This window comes from Microbacterium sp. SORGH_AS_0505 (assembly GCF_030818715.1).
GTDB lineage: Bacteria > Actinomycetota > Actinomycetes > Actinomycetales > Microbacteriaceae > Microbacterium.
Genome location: NZ_JAUTAT010000001.1, coordinates 146893 through 164914 on the forward strand (window position 1 = coordinate 146893; position 18022 = coordinate 164914).

Sequence of the window (18022 nt, forward strand, 5' to 3'; positions counted from 1 at the left end):
AACCTCACAGAGATACGGGGAGTCGCTCCATCCTCCCTCAGGTTCTTTTGTCCGGGGTGTGAGTCGGGTTCCGATCCGTCCGCGGACCGGCGCATTCGCCATGTCGGGAGGTGCATGGGTTTGGCAGTACCCTCTTGTGGTGACCGAAGCGCCGACTCCCCCCGAGACCTCCGCCGAGTCGTCCGCCGAAGAACTCGCCCGTGCCGGCGGCCTCTACTACCTCGTACGTTGGGGAATCGGACCGCTCGCCCGCCTGATCTACCGCCCCCGCATCGAGGGAGCGAACAACATCCCCCGGTCCGGCCCGATCATCCTCGCCAGCAACCACCTGAGCTTCATCGACTCGTTCGTGCTGCCGCTGTTCGCACCGCGCCCCGTGTACTTCCTCGCCAAGTCGAGCTACTTCGACGGCGGCGGTGTGAAGGGCTGGTTCAGCAACCGCTTCTTCCGCGCTCTGGGCGCCACGCCCGTCCAGCGCGGGGCCGGCCAGGCCGCCCTCGACGCACTGGACCAGCAGCGCCGCATCCTGCAGTCGGGGAAGGCCATCGCGCTCTACCCCGAGGGCACGCGCTCGTTGGACGGACGTCTGTACAAGGGCCGCACCGGTGTCGCCTTCCTCGCGCTCGAGACCGGAGCGAAGGTCGTCCCCGTCGGGATCGTGGGGACCAACGACGCGATGCCGGTCGGCGCCAAGTGGCCGCGAGTGTCGCCGCGCGTGACCATCCGGTACGGCGAGCCGATCGACCTGTCGTCCCACGGCTCGGCTGCGTCGGGGCGGGCCAGGCGTCAGGCGACCGATGACATCATGTCCGCGATCCACGCGCTCTCCGGTCAGGAGCTCGCAGGCGCGTACAACGAGGTGCCGGCGCAGAACCCCGTCGAACGCCTCAAGCAGGTCCTCCCCCACGAGCGCCGCTGAGCGGCCGGTGAAGGCCGGAGCTCATCCGGCGGTGACGACCGCTTCGTGGCGCACGGGGAAGTTGACGGAGTTCGCGATGAAGCACCACTCGTTCGCCTGACGGTGGGCGGCTTCGGCTGCGGGGATCATCCCCTCGTCGGCGACGGTCACCCGCGGGTGGAGAGTGACCTCGCGGAAGGCGCCCCCGCCCGTGCCGTCGAGCACCATGGTTCCCGTCGCGTCGTCCTCGTAGGACGTGACGACGACGCCCGCCGTGACGCAGGCGTGGAGGTAGGACAGCAGGTGGCACTCGGACAGCGCTGCGAGAAGCAGATCCTCGGGGTTCCACCGCGTCCGGTCGCCGCGGAACGGTCGATCGCTCGAGCCGAGGAGCTCCGGCTTCCCGTCGATGCGCAGGGTGACGTCGCGGTCGTAGTCGCGGTATCCGCTCGTTCCCGTGCCCCGGTCTCCGGTCCATCGTGTGTTCACTCGGTAGTGGTGTTCGTCGTGCACGCGGCCAGTCTCGCATGAGCGGTACCGCGGGCGGGCCGAGAGCGCTGGGTAGGCTGGGCGGGTGCCTGAGACCTTCGCTGTGACGGATGCCGTCGAACTCGCCGTCGTCGAGCGGAGCGGCTTCGTCGAGTCCCGCCACGCGGGTTCGGCGATCGTGCTCGACCCCGACGGAGGCGTCGTGTCGTCTCTCGGCGCCGTCGAAGCGGCGATACTGCCGCGATCCGCGCTCAAGCCGATGCAGGCGCTCGCCAGTGTCTCGGCGGGAGCTCACCTCGAAGGGGCGCACCTCGCCGTGGCGACGGCGAGCCACTCGGGCACCGACCGCCACGTCGCGCTCGTGACCGACATCCTGAGCGCGGCGGGTGTCGCCGAGGATGCGCTGCTGTGTCCACCCTCGTGGCCCGGTGATGCCGCTGCCCGCGACGAGATGACGCGCGAGCTCCTCGGCCCTCAGCGGGTGAGGATGAACTGTTCGGGCAAGCACGCGGCGATGCTGCTGGCCTGCCACGTCAACGGCTGGGACATGGCGACCTACCTCGACCCGCAGCATCCGCTTCAGGTCCACACCCGCGAGGTCGTGGAACGGTTGACCGGCACGAAGATCACGGCGACGGCGATCGATGGATGCGGCGCACCGGTGCACGCGATGAGTCTCGCCGCGCTCGCCCGGGCCGTGCACCGCATCGGCGCCTCCTCCGAGCGGTCTCCGTTCGCGCTGCACCGCAGCGCCGGCGCTCTCGTGCGGGCGGTCCGCGAGAACCCGTGGGTGATCCAGGGCCCCGGTCAGCCGGACTCGATCGTGACGGAACGGCTGGGCGTTTTCGCCAAGCACGGCGCAGAAGGCGTCATGTCGATGGTCGCTCCCGACGGGACGACCGTAGTTCTCAAGATGCTCGACGGCAGCAATCGCGCGGGCGTCGTCACGGCGTTGACCCTCCTCGTCCGCGCGGGCGCTCTGCAGGCCGCGGATGTCGCCCGCACGCTCGGCGAGCTCCCGTTGACCGTCGCCGGCGGGGGCCGGGACGTCGGCGTCATCCGTCCCACCGTCTGAGCCGCGCCGGCCCTACTGTCACTCGTCCTCGAGCAGCACACGACGCACCGCGCGCTCGGGAGCGTGCAGCCACGCGCGCCCTGCGCTCGGCAGCACGAACGGCGGCAGATCTCGGGATCCGACGAGGGAGCGGTACTCGTTCGCGCACGCGGCGTCGATGACGAGGTCCGCATCGGCCCGGGCCGACGCGAGCAGACGCCACTGCGCGAGCCACGCATCCGGTGGACCGACCAGCACACCGCCACGCTCGAGGGTCGCGCTCGCATCGACGGGTGTGACGGCGACCCCCAAGCGTTCCCACGCGGCGGTCAGCCGGCGTGACCGCGGACCGGTGGGCAGGATGACGGCAGCCGGACGCCGACCCGGCTGCCACGGTGCCGGCGGCGGCACCTGCGGAACCTCGTCAGCTCCCGCCGCATCGACGACCTGCACGAGGGTGCGCCCGAGACGACCGCGACCGGGAGGGAGATCCGGAAGATAATCCGCTGCCTCCCCGCCCGCTGCGGCATGATCAGCGCGGGACGCGGTCCCCAGGATCAGTCGCCGCGGCACGAGATCGAGCAGGCGCCCGACGCCCGCTCCCACCCGCTGGGTCGTGATCACGATGCGGATGCCGCGTGCACGCGCTCCGCGCAGCCCATGCTCCAGCGCATCGGCCGCCGCCGCCCCGTACTCGCCGGGCAGCCCCGACAGCACCGCATCGAGGTCGTCGACGACCACCGTCGCGCCGCGCGGAGTGCGCTCGAGCGCGACGAGGGCATCCCACGCCCCCTCGGGATCCGGAGGCACCCTCAACACGGCCGTCTGGGCCGCCACTGCCCGCACCACTCCGGTCCGCCCACTGCCGGGACCCCCGATCACCACCAGCGCAGGATCACGCCAGACCACTTCCTGCTGCCGCTGCTGGTCCGGCTCATCCGCCACGGCGAGCAGGACGCCGTCGCGCGCCTGAGATGACTCCAGCGGGATGTGCGCGGGCAGGGCGGGGAGCCACGGCTTTCGGGCACGCGCGCCCCGATGGCGTTCCGCGGACGCCGTGACGATATCGGGCTCGCACAGCGCGACGCGCACCACGTGCGGCGCGGTGTCTCGACTCCGGCGGACGAGAGCCGTGCCGCGCGACTCGGGACGGCCGGACAGCCGACACGCGTCGTCGACGCCGAGCACGGCGCGGGAGTCCGCACCGTCCGCGACGCGAAGCGCGATCCGCAGGGGGGCGTTGGCGAGGACAGCGTCGCGGAACACGCCGTTCGCACGCTGCGCCGCCAAGATCAAGTGGATGCCGAGGGCGCGTCCCCGGGCCGCGAGATCGCCGAACACGTCGTGCAGGACCGGGTGTGCGGCGACGAGCGCGGCGTACTCGTCGACGACGATCACGAGGCGCCCGAGGACCTCGCCCGCCTCGTCGACATCACGTGCGCCGACGGTGGCGAGAGTCCGCTCGCGGTACCGCACTTCGGCGCGAAGACTCTCGATCGCTCGCAGCGTCGTCGGCTCGTCGAGGTCGGTCAGCACCCCGGTGACATGCGGCAACGGCGCGAGGTGGTCGAACGTCCGACCTCCCTTGAAATCGACGAGGAGGAACCCGAGCTGGGCGGGCGTGTGGGCGGCGCACAGCGCCACGACCCAGGACGTGAGCAGTTCGCTCTTTCCCGCCCCCGTCATCCCGATCACGACGGCATGCGGCCCGTCGGCGACGAGATCGATGGGGAAGGCGACCCCGCCCGCGCCGGCGAACGCCGCGGGGAGCGTCCCCGCTCGGGCGATCGGCGCCGCCTGCAGTGCGTCGCGGAGCGTGAGCGCGTCATCGGCCGTGTGTCCGAGTGCACGGGCCGCACGATCGGCGAGGAGCTGTGCCACACGGGCAGCCTGTGTAGCGCCGACGAGGCCGACGGTCACCTCGCGGGTGCGCCCCTCGAGGTCGAGGCGCGCCGTCGTCGGGCTCGTCATCCGGAGCACGGCGCCGCACCGAGGCGGGGGCGGGGCGCCCTCGGGGACGACGACGAGCGGGATGTCGACATCGCCGCCCACGACACCTCCCGCCTCGAGGATCTGCAACAGGGGGCCGATCGCAGCGGAGCGGTGGGGCGCGGCATCCGTCCATGCGGGTCCGTCGTCGCCCAGGCGCACGCGGCCCGGCGCCAGACACAGCAGAACGTTCAGCGCGAGCGCGCGGACGACCGAGGCGGCGAGGACGGGTGGGCCGATCACAGCCACGCCCGTGTCGATGGAGACGAGGACCGGGACGTCCTCGACGACGCCGGCGCTGCGTCGGAGCGCAGTGGCGTCGTCGTCGCCGTCACCACCCGAGACGCGGATCGTGCTGGTGTCCTCCCCGGAGCCGACGACGAGCATGTGTTCGCGCTCGGGGACAGCGCGCCAGATCGACTCGGGCCGCGCGAGGAATCGTGAGACGTCGGGATGCGTCGCCCACCGCTGCTCGCGCTCCTCGTCATGGCGTCTCGCCACCTCAGCCTCGGCCGCCGCCAGTTCGCGCGACACCGCCACCGCGTCCTTCCGCGCCGTGCGGCGGGACGTCCGCGCCGCGTCCGCGACGGACGCGATCGCGATGAGTGGCCCGAGCGCGGCGAACAGGAGCGCGTAGGCGGAGCCGGTCACCGCCCAGAGGACGACGGCCCCGATGACGGGGACGACCGCCGTCATCACCGGGAGCGGCGGTCGGGGTGTCGGGGCAGCACGACGTGGCAGGGTCAGCGGGTCATCGCGAGTGAGGGTGGACACCCGTCCACGATGCGCGGAGTACCGAGGGGGCCGCTGCGCGAGGCCACGACCTGTGGACGGATCCGGTCAGGTGCCGGCCGGGGAGGAGATCTCGGCCGTGGCGGTGTCGTCGTCTGCCGACAGCACGCGCGCGCTCACGACGATGATCGTGACGTTGTCGCGGCCGCCGTTCTCCAGCGCCGCCTCGAGCATCGCATCGACCGCTGCGGCCGGGTCGTCGTTCTGCAGCAGGAAGTGGAGGATGCCATAGTCGGTCAGCTCCTTCGTGAGCCCGTCGCTGCAGACGACGAAGCGGTCGCCGTCGACGACTTCGAGCCGGACGTAGTCGGGGACCACTCCGTCGCTCGGACCCACGGCACGGGTGATGACGTTGCCGTACGGATGGTTCTCGGCCTCTTCGGGGCTGAGGCGACCCGCCGCGATGAGTTCTTGGACCACGGAGTGATCGGTCGTCACCTGTGCGAGCGCACCGTCACGCATCAGATATACGCGTGAATCGCCGATGTTGAGCGTGACCCACGTCGGTTCGTCGCCGGTGAGGTCGAGATAGACGCCGGTGACCGTCGTCCCGGTACCGTCGTCGGTCGTCTCGGCATGCGAGGCGATGTCGTCGACCGCGCGCTCGAGCGCGTCCTCGATCACGTCGGGCGACACAGTGCCCCGCTCGACCGCCGCGGACAGGCGCTCGACCGTCCGCGAGCTCGCGATCTCGCCGCCGATGTGACCGCCCATGCCGTCGGCGACGACGAACAGCGGGAACGCCGACAGCACGGCATCCTGATTGTTCTCGCGACGACGCCCCTGATGGGTGACCTCGGCCCAGCGCACCTCGATGGAACCCGCGCCCGTACGGACGACGCGGGATGAGGTGACGGCTTCGGGCACGCTCCCACCCTTCTTCCTGATCGGCGCAGCGTCCTCACACTCTAGTCGACGGCGCCCCCGTCATCATGCGGCACAACCCGTTGCCATCGACTCGATACGCCCAGTACGGTTTCGCTGAGCCAGCGCGAACGCGCTGAACGTCGCCGCAGCGGCGTCGCCGAAAGAAGGGCACATCGATGTCAGACCCGAACACGCCGCCGAGTGACGGCCCCGCGTCTCCCCCTCCGGCAGGCGCCCCGACGCCCCCGACGGGCCAGAGCCCCGGTGGATACTCCGCCCCGCCTCCTCCGCAGCAGCCGTACGGGCAGCAGCCTCCCCCGCAGCAGCCGTATGGCCAGCAGCCGCAGCAGCCGTATGGCCAGCAGCCCCAGCAGCCCTACGGCCAGCAGCCGTACGCACAGGCACCCGCCGGCGCGCCGTTGCCTCCCGACCAGGACAAGCAGTGGGCATCCTTCGCCCACTTCGGCGGCATCATCGGGTTCCTGCCGGCACTGATCATCTGGCTGGTCTTCAAGGACCGGGGGGCCGCGCACCAACACCGAGGGGAAGGAAGCCCTCAACTGGCAGATCACGTTCACCATCGCGATCATCGTCGCCAACATCGCCGCGCTGGTGCTGGGCTGGATCCCGGTCATCGGATGGATCATCGGGCTCCTCCCCCTCGCCATCTGGGTCGTCAACATCGTGTTCTCGATCCTGGGAGGAGTGCGCGTGAACGCCGGCGGGAGCTATCGCTACCCGGTGACGCTCCGCCTCATCTCGTAATCGACGGCACGACGAGTTCCAGCTCGCCGACCGCCGATGGGCGCAGGACGATCTCTTCGTCCTGCGCCCATCGCATGAGCGCGGCGGTGTCCGTCACGACCGGCCGGGTGAGAGCCAGCCGGCGCACCAGCTCCCCCTTCGCGTGTTTGTTGAAGTGGTTGAGCGCACGGACCGCACCGTCAGGACCCTCCGAGACCACGCGGACATACGCGTGCGGGATGCCGGTCGGTACCGGACCCAAGGCCGCATACGCCTCGGAACGCAGATCGAGCACGAACGAGGGGGATGCCGCGGCGATCGCGGCACCCACGGCATCCGCCCACACCGATCGCATCGAGGGCAAGCCGGGAACACGGATGCCCGCGCCCAGACGGTAGGCGGGCAGCGGGTCGAGCGCCCCGACGATGCCGAACGGCGCGGAGTGGATGGCGACGTGGGATGCGAGCCACTGCCGTGCGGACGCGTCGAGCGACGGTGCGTCGAGGGCGTCGAACAGGACCCCGGTGTAGCGGTCGGCCGCGGGAAGGGTCGGTGAGCTGCGCAGCGCGGCGTTGACAGTGATCTCGGACCGCTGTCGCTCGGAGAGTTTCAGCACGCGGGCCGCGGTGTGCTCTTCTGCACTCAGCGCGACGAGGGCGTCGATCACTCGCTCGCGCTCTGCGCTGAGGCCACCGAAGCGCACGGACTCAGCCCGCCACGGCGGCCCGTCGCCACCCGGGCGCTTCGTCTCGGACGGCGGAAGCAGGATCAGCACGGTGCGACCTCCAGGGAAAAGCGCAGCGCCGCCCGGCGAACCGGGCGGCGCTGCGTGAAAGGGTGTCAGGACTGCAGGGCTGCGTTCCCGGCCACGATGGTGAGCTCGTCGTTCTCCATCGAGAGGAAGCCGTCCTCCGCGGTCGCGACGATCTTCTCGCCGTTGGACTGCGTGATGCGGACCTGTCCCTCGGCGAGGATGGCGAGCACGGGCTCGTGACCGGCCATGAAGCCGATCTCGCCCTCGACCGTCTTAGCGACGACGAGGCTCGCCTCGCCGTGCCAGACCTCCGCCTCAGCGGAGACGAGGGTGACGGTCAGCGCCATGTCAGCCGTTCTCCTTCTGGATCTGCGCCCACTTCTCTTCGACGTCGGAGATGCCACCGACGTTGAAGAAGGCCTGCTCGGCGACGTGGTCGAAGTCACCCTTGACGATCGCGTCGAACGACTCGATGGTCTCCTTGATCGGGACCGTGGAGCCCTCGACACCGGTGAACTTCTTGGCCATGTAGGTGTTCTGCGAGAGGAACTGCTGGATGCGACGCGCGCGCGACACGACGATCTTGTCCTCTTCAGAGAGCTCGTCGACACCGAGGATCGCGATGATCTCCTGCAGCTCCTTGTTCTTCTGCAGGATCTGCTTCACCGAGGTGGCCACGCGGTAGTGGTCCTCACCGATGTAGCGCGGGTCGAGGATGCGGCTCGTCGAAGTCAGCGGGTCGATCGCGGGGTACAGACCCTTCGATGCGATCTCACGCGAGAGCTCGGTGGTCGCGTCGAGGTGGGCGAACGTGGTTGCCGGGGCCGGGTCGGTGTAGTCGTCGGCGGGGACGTAGATCGCCTGCAGCGAGGTGATCGAGTGACCGCGGGTCGACGTGATGCGCTCCTGGAGCACACCCATCTCGTCGGCGAGGTTCGGCTGGTAACCGACGGCGGAGGGCATGCGGCCCAGCAGCGTCGAGACCTCGGAACCGGCCTGTGTGAAGCGGAAGATGTTGTCGATGAACAGGAGGACGTCCTGCTTCTGGACGTCGCGGAAGTACTCCGCCATCGTCAGCGCCGACAGGGCGACGCGCAGACGCGTCCCCGGCGGCTCGTCCATCTGGCCGAACACGAGGGCCGTCTTGTCGAAGACACCCGCCTCTTCCATCTCGCCGATGAGGTCATTGCCCTCACGGGTGCGCTCACCGACACCGGCGAACACCGACACACCACCGTGATCCTGCGCGACGCGCTGGATCATCTCCTGGATGAGGACGGTCTTGCCGACGCCGGCACCACCGAAGAGGCCGATCTTTCCACCCTGCACGTACGGGGTGAGCAGGTCGATGCTCTTGATGCCGGTCTCGAACATCTCGGTCTTGGACTCGAGCTGGTCGAAGTTCGGCGCCTGGCGGTGGATGCCCCAGCGCTCGGTGACCTCGATGGTCTCGCCCGGGGCGGCGTTCAGGACGTCACCCGTGACGTTGAAGACCTTGCCCTTGGTGACGTCGCCGACGGGGACCGTGATGGGGCCGCCGGTGTCGCGCACCTCCTGGCCGCGGACCATGCCGTCGGTGGGCTTCAGCGAGATGGCGCGGACGAGGTCGTCGCCGAGGTGCTGCGCGACCTCGAGCGTGATCTCGGTCGACTCGCCGTCGATCGTGATGGTGGTCTTCAGGGCGTTGTAGATCTCGGGGATCGAGTCGTGCGGGAACTCGATGTCGACGACCGGGCCGGTGACGCGCGCGACGCGACCGACGACGGAGGTCTCCGTCTTCTCAGCGGTGAGGCTCATGGCTTCTCTTCTTTCGTGTGGTCTATTTGCCCGACGCCAGCGCGTCGGCGCCGCCGACGATCTCGGCGATCTGCTGCGTGATCTCCGCCTGACGCGCGTTGTTGCGCAGGCGGGTGTAGTCGGTGATGAGCTTGTCGGCGTTGTCGCTGGCGGACTTCATCGCCTTCTGCGTGGCGGCCTGCTTCGCGGCGGACGACTGCAGCAGAGCGTTAAAGACGCGGCTCTGCACGTACACCGGGAGAAGCGCATCGAGCACCGTCTCGGCATCCGGTTCGAACTCGTAGAGCGGGTAGACCTGGCTGGATGCCGTGTCCTCCGCCTCGACGACCTCGAGCGGCAGGAGACGAGTCGTCTCGGGCGTCTGCGTCATCATGCTGACGAAGCGGTTGTAGACGAGGTTGATCTCGTCGACGCCGCCCTCACCGCCGCCGAGCTCGTACGCGGCGATCAGCGCCGCCGCGATCTCCTCGGCCGTCGAGAACGCGGGGGTGTCGGTGTCGCCGATCCACTCCCCCGCCGACGCGATACGACGGAACTGGAAGAAGCCGACGGGCTTCCGACCCACGAGGTAGTAGACGGGTTCGACGCCCTGGCTGCGTAGCAGCTCGCCGAGCTGCATCGCTTCGCGGATGACCTGCGAGTTGAACGCGCCCGCCAGGCCCCGGTCCGAGCCGAAGACGACGACGGCGGACCGTCGGATCTGCTCCCGCTCGGTGGTCAGCGGGTGCTGCACGTTCGAGTGCGTCGACACGGCGGAGACGGCACGCGTCACGGCACGCGCGAAGGGGTTGGACGCGCGGACGCGTGCCATCGCCTTCTGGATGCGCGAAGCCGCGATGAGTTCCATCGCCTTCGTGATCTTCTTGGTCGTCTGAGCAGAAGAGATCTTCTGCTTGTAGACCCTGAGTTGTGCGCCCATTGGTTATGAGTCTCCCGTCGGCGTCAGCCGCGGCGGCCCTTGACGATCTTCTCCTGGTTCACGTCGTCGACGTCCGCAGCAGCGACCTCTTCGTGACCCGGCGTACCGAGTGCCTGACCCTTGCCGCCCTGGAACTCGAGGACGAAGGCGTCGACCGCCTTGTCGAGCTCGCCGACGGTGTTGTCGTCGAGGACGTTCGACTCGCGCAGGGTGTCGAGGATCGACGTGTTGCGCTTCAGGTGGTCGAGCAGCTCGCGCTCGAAGCGGAGGACGTCCTCCACCTCGATCGTGTCGAGCTTGCCGTTGGTGCCCGCCCAGATCGAGACGACCTGCTCCTCGACGGGGTACGGCGAGTACTGCGGCTGCTTCAGAAGCTCCGTCAGACGTGCACCACGGGCGAGCTGACGGCGCGACGCGGCGTCGAGGTCGGACGCGAACATCGCGAAGGCCTCGAGCGAGCGGTACTGGGCGAGCTCGAGCTTGAGCGTTCCCGAGACCTTCTTGATCGACTTGACCTGCGCGTCGCCACCGACACGGGAGACCGAGATACCCACGTCGACCGCGGGACGCTGGTTGGCGTTGAAGAGGTCGGACTGCAGGAAGATCTGGCCGTCGGTGATCGAGATGACGTTGGTCGGGATGTACGCCGAGACGTCGTTGGCCTTGGTCTCGATGATGGGCAGACCCGTCATCGAACCGGCGCCGAGCTCGTCGGACAGCTTCGCGCAACGCTCGAGCAGACGCGAGTGCAGGTAGAAGACGTCACCGGGGTACGCCTCGCGGCCCGGCGGGCGGCGGAGGAGCAGCGACACGGCACGGTAGGCCTCGGCCTGCTTCGACAGGTCGTCGAAGATGATCAGGACGTGCTTGCCCTCGTACATCCAGTGCTGGCCGATGGCCGAGCCGGTGTAGGGAGCGAGGTACTTGAAGCCGGCGGGGTCGGATGCCGGGGCTGCGACGATCGTCGTGTACTCCATGGCACCGGCGTCCTCGAGCGCGCCCTTCACCGAAGCGATGGTCGAGCCCTTCTGGCCGATCGCGACGTAGATGCAGCGGACCTGCTTCGTGACGTCGCCAGACTCCCAGTTGGCCTTCTGGTTGATGATCGTGTCGATCGCGATGGCCGTCTTGCCGGTCTGGCGGTCGCCGATGATCAGCTGACGCTGGCCGCGGCCGACGGGGATCATCGCGTCGATGGCCTTGATGCCGGTCTGCATCGGCTCGTGGACCGACTTGCGCTGCATGACGCCGGGCGCTTGGAGCTCGAGGGCACGGCGGCCGGTCGTGGCGATCTCGCCGAGACCGTCGATCGGGTTGCCGAGCGGGTCGACGACGCGGCCGAGGTAGCCCTCGCCGACACCGACCGAGAGGACCTCGCCGGAGCGGGTGACCTTCTGGCCGGCTTCGATGCCGGCGAAGTCGCCGAGGACGACGACGCCGATCTCGTGCTCGTCGAGGTTCTGCGCGAGGCCCTCGACGCCGTTATCGAAGCGCACGAGCTCGTTCGCCATGACGCCGGGCAGGCCCTCGACGTGGGCGATGCCGTCCGCGGCGTCGACGACGGTGCCGACCTCGGTCGCCGCTGCCCCGGTGGGCTCGTAGGCGGCGACGAAGTCTTTCAGCGCGTCACGGATGACGTCGGGGCTGATGGACAGTTCTGCCATGGTCTTCCTTCTTGGTGAGGTCTTGTGGCGGGCACCTGGCCTGCCGGGTCCGCTCCTCGGTGGAGCGGGAAGAATCAGCCCGCCAGGCGCTGGCGGAGATCGCCCAGTCGGGACGAGACGGTGGCGTCGATCACGTCGTCGCCGATCTCGATGCGGACACCGCCGACGACCGCGGGGTCGACGACGACGTTCAGCGAGACCTCGGTGCCGTACCGGGCTGCGAGTGTGCTCTGCAGACGCGACGACTGCTCGTCCGTCAGCGCGGCTGCCGCGAAAACGGTGGCCACGGCCCGACCGCGCTGATCCGCGACGACGCGCAGCGCACGGCTGAGCATCGAGCGGACGCGACGTTCCCGCGGGACCTGAACGAGCGAGGACACGACGATCGTCGTGGCTTCGGCGGCGCGGCCGTTCAGCAGGTTCTCGATGAGCGCACCCTTGGCGGCGGCGTCGCCCAGCCTGCTGCCCAGCGCGAGCTCGAGCTCGGAGTTCGCGGCGATTGTGCGGGCCACGGAGAACAGCTCGCCCTCGAGGTCGACCTGCGGCTCGGCGATGGCGGCGGCGCGGACGCCGGCCTCCTCGATGCCCGAGATCAGGTCGTCCCCGGAGGACCAGCGCTCGGCGACGGCCGCGTCGAGGACCGACAGCGTCGCAGCCGAGTACCCGCCGAAGACGCGCGAGACGAGCGCGCGTCGAGCCTCGGCGGGCACCGACGCATCGGAGAGCGCGCCGCTCAGCTGCGACGAGTCGGCCAGGGTGCGCACCGCGGCGAAGAGCTCGCGGGCGACACCGAGGTCGACGCCCGGCGCGGCCGTGAGGGCCGACGTCGTCGCCCCGAGGGCCTGAGTGGTCGCGCTACCCATTACTTCGCCGCCTTCTCGGAGGACTCGAGGTCGGCAAGGAAACGGTCGACCACGGCCTTGGCCTTGGCGTCGTCGGAGAGCGTCTCGCCGATGACACCACCGGCGAGGTCGAGGGCGAGCGTGCCCACTTCGCTCCGCAGCGAGACGAGCGCCGTCTGGCGTTCGGCCTCGATCTGGTTGTGCGCGGCAGAGGTCAGACGCGCGGCCTCGGCCGATGCGTTGTCCTTGGCTTCGGCGACGATCTTCTTGCCGTCCTCGCGGGCAGTCTCGCGGATCTCGCCGGCCTCCTTGCGAGCCTCGGCCAGCTGGGCCGTGTACTCCTCGAGAGCGGCTTCCGCCTTGCGCTGAGCCTCGTCGGCCTTCGCGATGTTGCCCTCGATGGCAGCAGCGCGCTGGTCGAGCAGGACCTGCATCTTCGGGAGGGCGACCCGCCAGAAGATGAACAGGATCACGACGAAGCAGACCCCGGACCAGATGATGTCGTACCAAGCCGGGATCAGCGGGTTGTGGGACCCGCCCTCTTCGGCTGCGTACGCGACAAGAGCGTTCAGCATCCTGTCTCCTTTAGTGATCTGAGTCGCGGTTTACTGGAAGATGAAGTAGGTCGCGATGCCGATGAAGGCGAGCGCCTCGGTGAAGGCGATACCGATGAACATCAGGACCTGCAGGCGACCGGCCAGCTCAGGCTGACGGGCCACGCCCTCGATCGTCTTGCCCACGACGATGCCCACACCGATGGCGGGGCCGATGGCGGCGAGGCCGTAACCCATCGTCGCGACGTTGCCCTCGAGGGCGGCGAGAACCGTAGTTGCGTCCACGGAGGTGTTTCCTTTCGGTTGGATGGCTCGGCGTGCGCCGGACCGCTTAGTGCTCTTCTGCCACCGCGAGCTGGATGTAGACCGCGGTGAGGATGGCGAAGACGTATGCCTGGAGGAAGGCGACGAAGATCTCGAACAGCGTGAACGCGAACCCGAAGGCGAGCGTTCCGGCCGCGAGCGCCGAGAACCAGCCGCCCAGGGTGATGAGGAAGAACTGCGTCGCTGCGAAGAACAGCACGAGCATGAGGTGCCCGACGATCATGTTCATCAGCAGTCGCAGCGTCAGTGTGACGGGGCGGATGATGAACGTCGAGAGGAACTCGAGCGGGATGATCAGGATGTAGAGGAACCAGGGCAGCCCGGGAGGCATCAGCGAGTTGCGGAAGAAGTTCCCGGGGCTCGCCTTGATACCGGCATAGATGAAGGTCACGTACGCGACGAGCGCGAGGAGCAGAGGCACCGCGACGATCGACGAGCCTGCGATGTTCAGGAACGGGATGACACCCGTGATGTTCATGAACAGCACCATGAAGAAGATCGTGGTGAGGATCGGCAGGAACCGGCGTCCATCCTTCTTGCCGAGCAGGTCTTCGGCGATGTTGACCCGGACGAAGTCCAGCCCCATCTCGACGACGCTCTGGAAACGACCGGGGACGACCGTCATGCGTCGGGTGCCGAGCCAGAAGATCAGGACGATGGCGATCGTCGCGAGGATCTGGATCAGGTGGATCCGGTTGACGACGAGGGGGCCGATCGTGAAGACCGCCTCGGGGAAGAACTCCGAGATCGACGGTCCATGGAACTCGTCAGGGGATTCTTCGGCGGCAGTAGCGATCAGGGTCGCAGCTTGAGTAAACAGCGCTGGCTCCAGCTTCGGGGCGTCGATCTAAAGATCGGGCGACGATGGTCGGTGAGCTGACTCCGCAGACGTTCCCGTCGGGGTTCAGGCGGGCTCAGGAAACAGCCTATCAGCCCTCAGGCGTGATCGAGTCCCCAGGGCGGCGCTCGCCCGCTTCGATGTCGGCCGCGGTGGGCAGCGTCGTGTCGCTGACGGTCGGCATCCGCATGCGCATCATGACGACCACGTCGACCACGAGCGACGCCACGATGCTCGCGACAAGCGCGACGAAGAAGACCACGGGAGTCAGCCACGGCTGGTCGCGGAGGACGAACAGGACGATCAGGAAGACGACGAACTTCAGGATCCACCCGCCCATGACCGTTCCGAAGAAGATGGGGACGAACAGGGGGTCGCCGTAGAAGCGGTTGGCGATGAGGATCGAGACGATGGTGAAGGCGAGGAACACCGCTCCCATGAGAACGGCCACCAGGGCGCTCCAGAGCCCGGAGGTCCCCGCGACGAGCAGGCCGACCACTCCCCCAGCGACGGCGAGGATGAGGGCGACGATGCCGGACCACACCAGAGCGGTGCGCAGAAGTCGGGTGGAGGACAGGGCGCTCATGAGAGGGCCTTTCGCTCGGGCGCGACGGCACGGGCGCGTCGGGCAGGGGGGAGGGTGACGATGACACAGGCGATGCACCCGATGACGAGGAAGGCGACCCCGGGCCAGTACCGGCCGGGCCACCCCTTGGTCGTGCCGATGTACATGAGAAGCACCGACAGGGACACGACGGCCGTCCAGGCGTAGAACACGAAGACGGCGTTCCGGTCGGTGTGTCCCATGTCGAGCATGCGGTGGTGGAGGTGCTTGCGGTCCGGCGAGAAGGGCGACTTGCCCTGCGCCATGCGCCGGACGACAGCGAGTCCGAAGTCGAGGAGCGGGAGGAGGACGATCACGACCGGCAGGATCACCGGGATGAACGCTCCGAGGAGCTGGGAGCGACCGAAGAGGTCGTTGTCGCTCAGGAGATTGGGCGGCAGGTTGCCCGTGACGACGATCGCAGAGGACGCCATCATCAGTCCGAGCAGGAGCGCACCGGCATCCCCCATGAACATCCGCGCGGGGTTCCAGTTGAACGGCAAGAAGCCCGCGCACATGCCGAGGAGCACGATCGCGATGAAGACTCCGGTGTTGCTCTGCTCGCTGTTGTCGAAGTCGCGCACGAGCATCGCCGAATACGCGAAGAAGACCGCGTTGGCGATGAGGCAGACGCCGGCGACGAGACCGTCGAGGCCGTCGATGAAGTTGACGGCGTTCATGACGATGACGATCACAAGAATCGACAGACCGATGCTGACCCAGCTGGAGACGACGACCTGCTGTCCGAAGGGCAGATAGAAGATCTGGATGCCGCCGAGGAAGACGACGATCCACGCGGCGACGAACTGCGCGCCGAGCTTGATCATCCAGTCGAGGTCCCAGAGGTCGTCGGCGACCCCCACTACCACCATGAGCGCGGCGGCGCCGAGGAGGGACCACACCATCGACGGTTCCTGCCAGACGATCGCGAACGCCGGCAGCTGAGAGGAGAGGACGAAGAAGCCCAGCATCCCGATGAACATCGCGACGCCGCCGAGGCGCGGAGTGGGGTTCTTGTGGACGTCCCGTTCGCGGATCGCCGGGTGGAGCCCGAACTTCATCGCCACGCGCCAGACGACCCACGAGAAGACGAAGGTGAGGCCGCCGGTGATGACGAACGCGAACAGGTAATCCCTCACGCGGCGTCGGATTCGTCGGGGTCGATCGGGTCGGGTTCGAGCAGGTCGCCCAGCACGTCGCGCAGGTCGGCGCGTGAAACGGCCCCCTCGCGCAGAACGGCGACCGGGCGCTGGTCGCGACCGACGAGTCCGGTCGCATCGATGATCGTCGAGGCGACGCCGGTCGGGACGAGGCCGCCGTCGAGGTAGACCGACACGCTGTCCCGGAGCATCGAGATCGCACCCTCGATCTCGATCGCCGCGGGCTTGCCCGTCAGGTTGGCGCTCGAGACGGCCAGCGGGCCGGTCTCCTCGAGGAGTTCGAGGGCGAACCTGTCGTCCGGCATGCGCACCGCGACAGTCCCCCGCGTCTCGCCGAGGTCCCAGCGCAGCGACGGCTGAGCGGGCAGCACGATGGTCAGCCCGCCGGGCCAGAAGCGCTCGACGAGACGCTCGACGGCCTCGGGCACCTCGGCGACGAGCGCGCGCATCGTGTCGGGGCCGGAGACGAGGACGGGCGGGGGCGACTGGCGTCCGCGCCCCTTCGCCGCGAGGAGACGTGCGACCGCGGAGGCGTTGAAGGCGTCGGCGGCGATGCCGTACACGGTGTCGGTCGGCATCACGATGAGTTCGCCGCGGCCGATGGCCTGGCGCGCCTGACGGAGAGCAGGCAGTAACTGGTCGGCGTCACGACAGTCGAGGACGGGAGACATATCCGCAGCATTCTACGAGGAGAGGGCCTCGCCGCGCCTGCGAAAGGGCGGGACGGACCGTCGGACGGGTTACGGGCGAAGGGCGGTCGTCGCGCGATCGCGCCGGGTGAGGTCGGGGTGCGTGGCGGCGCCGCGCCAGCCGTCCGCGGTGAGGAGCTGGCGGATGCCGGCGCCCTGCCACTCGCCGTGCTCGATGACGAGCGTCCCCCCGGGGTGGAGCAGGCGCAGGGCGACGCCTGAGAGGACACGGACGACGTCGAGGCCGTCGGGCCCGCCGTACAGCGCGGCGGGCGGATCCCAATGGCGCACCTCGGGGTCGCGCGGGATGGCGTCATCGGGAACATAGGGCGGGTTGGAGACGACGACCGAGACCGTGCCGTCGAGTTCGGGAAACGCGTCGGCGAGGTCGATGAAGGCGAGACGCGCGTGCGGGGCGTGCTCGGCGAAGTTCTCCTTGGCCCAGATGAACGCGTCGACCGAGTTCTCCGCCGCATGCACCCGCGCATGCGGCACCTCCGTCGCGAGGGCGAGAGCCAGGGCGCCGCTCCCCGTCCCGAGGTCGACGGCGACGGGGTCGGGACCCGGGGCCTCGCGAAGAGCGTCGATGGCGAGCTGCGCGACCATCTCGGTCTCCGGCCGCGGGACGAACACTCCGGGACCCACGCGGAGTTCGAGGTGCCGGAACGGCGCGCGGCCCGTCAGGTGCTGGAGAGGCTCGCGGGCGGCTCGGCGCGCGACGAGCTCGGCGAACCGTGTCGCCTCGGGCTCCGGCATCCGATCCCCCCGCAGCATCGCGGCGGCGAGCTCACCGCGGCCGACCCCCAGGACATGGGCGGCGAGGAGTTCGGCGTCGACGTCGGCCGAGGGGACGCCGGCGTCGGCGAGCCGCTGACCGGCTGCCCGGACGAGGGGCGCGAGGTCGCTGCCCGCGGGCGCGGCGGAAGTCCGTGAGATCGTCATGGGAACGTCCAGGATACCGCGCCCGGCATCGTCACACAGGGCCGCAGCCGGCGGCGGGACCGTAGGCTGAAACCGCATCGCGGGCACCTGAGCCGCGACCTA

Annotated in this window: 19 protein-coding genes; 3 read left to right on the top strand and 16 right to left on the bottom strand. The window is 69.1% G+C overall.

Features of this window, described 5'->3' with window-relative positions; all coding sequences use genetic code 11:
• Nucleotides 1-139: 139 nt before the first annotated feature.
• On the top strand, nt 140-919 hold the full coding sequence (locus QE428_RS00795; protein ID WP_091359670.1) for a 1-acyl-sn-glycerol-3-phosphate acyltransferase: 780 nt from the start codon (nt 140-142) through the stop codon (nt 917-919).
• A 21-nt stretch (nt 920-940) separates the two neighbouring features.
• Here QE428_RS00795 and QE428_RS00800 read toward each other — a convergent pair whose 3' ends face one another.
• Nucleotides 941-1411, bottom strand: a complete 471-nt coding sequence (locus tag QE428_RS00800) for an OsmC family protein (RefSeq protein WP_307462052.1) — start codon at nt 1409-1411, stop codon at nt 941-943.
• Nucleotides 1412-1472: 61 nt separating this feature from the next.
• On the opposite strand from QE428_RS00800, the gene QE428_RS00805 reads away from it, so the two are divergent.
• Entirely contained in the window at nt 1473-2462 is a 990-nt protein-coding gene (locus QE428_RS00805; RefSeq protein WP_307462056.1) for an asparaginase, read from the top strand.
• 18 nt (nt 2463-2480) lie between these two features.
• On the opposite strand, the gene QE428_RS00810 is transcribed toward QE428_RS00805, so the two are convergent.
• Both QE428_RS00810 and QE428_RS00815 read right to left on the bottom strand, forming a co-directional pair.
• Nucleotides 2481-5204: an FtsK/SpoIIIE domain-containing protein gene (locus QE428_RS00810; protein ID WP_307462062.1), complete on the bottom strand. Its 2724-nt coding sequence runs from the start codon at nt 5202-5204 to the stop codon at nt 2481-2483.
• Nucleotides 5205-5270: 66 nt separating this feature from the next.
• Nucleotides 5271-6089 carry a PP2C family serine/threonine-protein phosphatase gene (locus tag QE428_RS00815; RefSeq protein WP_091355532.1) on the bottom strand — a complete coding sequence of 273 codons (819 nt, stop codon included), beginning with the start codon at nt 6087-6089 and terminating at the stop codon, nt 5271-5273.
• A 579-nt stretch (nt 6090-6668) separates the two neighbouring features.
• On the opposite strand from QE428_RS00815, the gene QE428_RS00820 reads away from it, so the two are divergent.
• Complete coding sequence (locus QE428_RS00820; protein WP_373457710.1) at nt 6669-6854, top strand: DUF4870 domain-containing protein; 186 nt, start codon at nt 6669-6671, stop codon at nt 6852-6854.
• Here the strand turns inward: QE428_RS00820 and QE428_RS00825 are convergent.
• The 13 genes from QE428_RS00825 to prmC all read right to left on the bottom strand — a co-directional run bounded on the left by QE428_RS00825 (nt 6844) and on the right by prmC (nt 17920).
• Nucleotides 6844-7608 (bottom strand): YaaA family protein, encoded by a 765-nt coding sequence (locus tag QE428_RS00825; RefSeq protein ID WP_307462066.1) that lies wholly within the window; start codon nt 7606-7608, stop codon nt 6844-6846. The genes QE428_RS00820 and QE428_RS00825 overlap by 11 nt on opposite strands.
• Before the next feature lie 65 nt (nt 7609-7673).
• Nucleotides 7674-7934, bottom strand: coding sequence for a F0F1 ATP synthase subunit epsilon (locus QE428_RS00830; RefSeq protein ID WP_018188622.1), 261 nt, complete (start codon nt 7932-7934; stop codon nt 7674-7676).
• Nucleotide 7935: 1 nt separating this feature from the next.
• The gene (gene atpD, locus QE428_RS00835) at nt 7936-9384 is read right to left on the bottom strand and encodes a F0F1 ATP synthase subunit beta (protein ID WP_091355546.1); all 1449 of its coding nucleotides are present in this window, start codon (nt 9382-9384) and stop codon (nt 7936-7938) included.
• Nucleotides 9385-9406: 22 nt separating this feature from the next.
• Nucleotides 9407-10303, bottom strand: coding sequence for a F0F1 ATP synthase subunit gamma (locus QE428_RS00840; protein WP_091355550.1), 897 nt, complete (start codon nt 10301-10303; stop codon nt 9407-9409).
• Nucleotides 10304-10326: 23 nt separating this feature from the next.
• Nucleotides 10327-11967 (bottom strand): F0F1 ATP synthase subunit alpha, encoded by a 1641-nt coding sequence (gene atpA, locus QE428_RS00845; protein WP_091355553.1) that lies wholly within the window; start codon nt 11965-11967, stop codon nt 10327-10329.
• 74 nt (nt 11968-12041) lie between these two features.
• A complete protein-coding gene (locus QE428_RS00850; RefSeq protein WP_307462082.1) occupies nt 12042-12830 on the bottom strand; it encodes a F0F1 ATP synthase subunit delta in 789 nt (262 codons plus the stop codon).
• The gene (locus QE428_RS00855) at nt 12830-13384 is read right to left on the bottom strand and encodes a F0F1 ATP synthase subunit B (protein WP_091355561.1); all 555 of its coding nucleotides are present in this window, start codon (nt 13382-13384) and stop codon (nt 12830-12832) included. Before QE428_RS00855 ends, QE428_RS00850 begins: the two co-directional genes overlap by 1 nt.
• 30 nt (nt 13385-13414) lie before the next feature.
• The gene (gene atpE / locus QE428_RS00860; protein ID WP_018188628.1) at nt 13415-13648 is read right to left on the bottom strand and encodes an ATP synthase F0 subunit C; all 234 of its coding nucleotides are present in this window, start codon (nt 13646-13648) and stop codon (nt 13415-13417) included.
• A 46-nt stretch (nt 13649-13694) separates the two neighbouring features.
• Nucleotides 13695-14486, bottom strand: coding sequence for a F0F1 ATP synthase subunit A (gene atpB / locus QE428_RS00865; protein ID WP_091355564.1), 792 nt, complete (start codon nt 14484-14486; stop codon nt 13695-13697).
• 130 nt (nt 14487-14616) lie between these two features.
• Nucleotides 14617-15111 carry a hypothetical protein gene (locus QE428_RS00870; RefSeq protein ID WP_091355567.1) on the bottom strand — a complete coding sequence of 165 codons (495 nt, stop codon included), beginning with the start codon at nt 15109-15111 and terminating at the stop codon, nt 14617-14619.
• On the bottom strand, nt 15108-16268 hold the full coding sequence (locus QE428_RS00875; protein WP_091355571.1) for an MraY family glycosyltransferase: 1161 nt from the start codon (nt 16266-16268) through the stop codon (nt 15108-15110). The genes QE428_RS00870 and QE428_RS00875 overlap by 4 nt, the downstream gene beginning before the upstream one ends.
• Entirely contained in the window at nt 16265-16960 is a 696-nt protein-coding gene (locus QE428_RS00880) for an L-threonylcarbamoyladenylate synthase (protein WP_307462094.1), read from the bottom strand. The genes QE428_RS00875 and QE428_RS00880 overlap by 4 nt, the downstream gene beginning before the upstream one ends.
• A gap of 69 nt (nt 16961-17029) precedes the next feature.
• The gene (gene prmC / locus QE428_RS00885) at nt 17030-17920 is read right to left on the bottom strand and encodes a peptide chain release factor N(5)-glutamine methyltransferase (RefSeq protein WP_091355577.1); all 891 of its coding nucleotides are present in this window, start codon (nt 17918-17920) and stop codon (nt 17030-17032) included.
• Between the last annotated feature and the right edge of the window lie 102 nt (nt 17921-18022).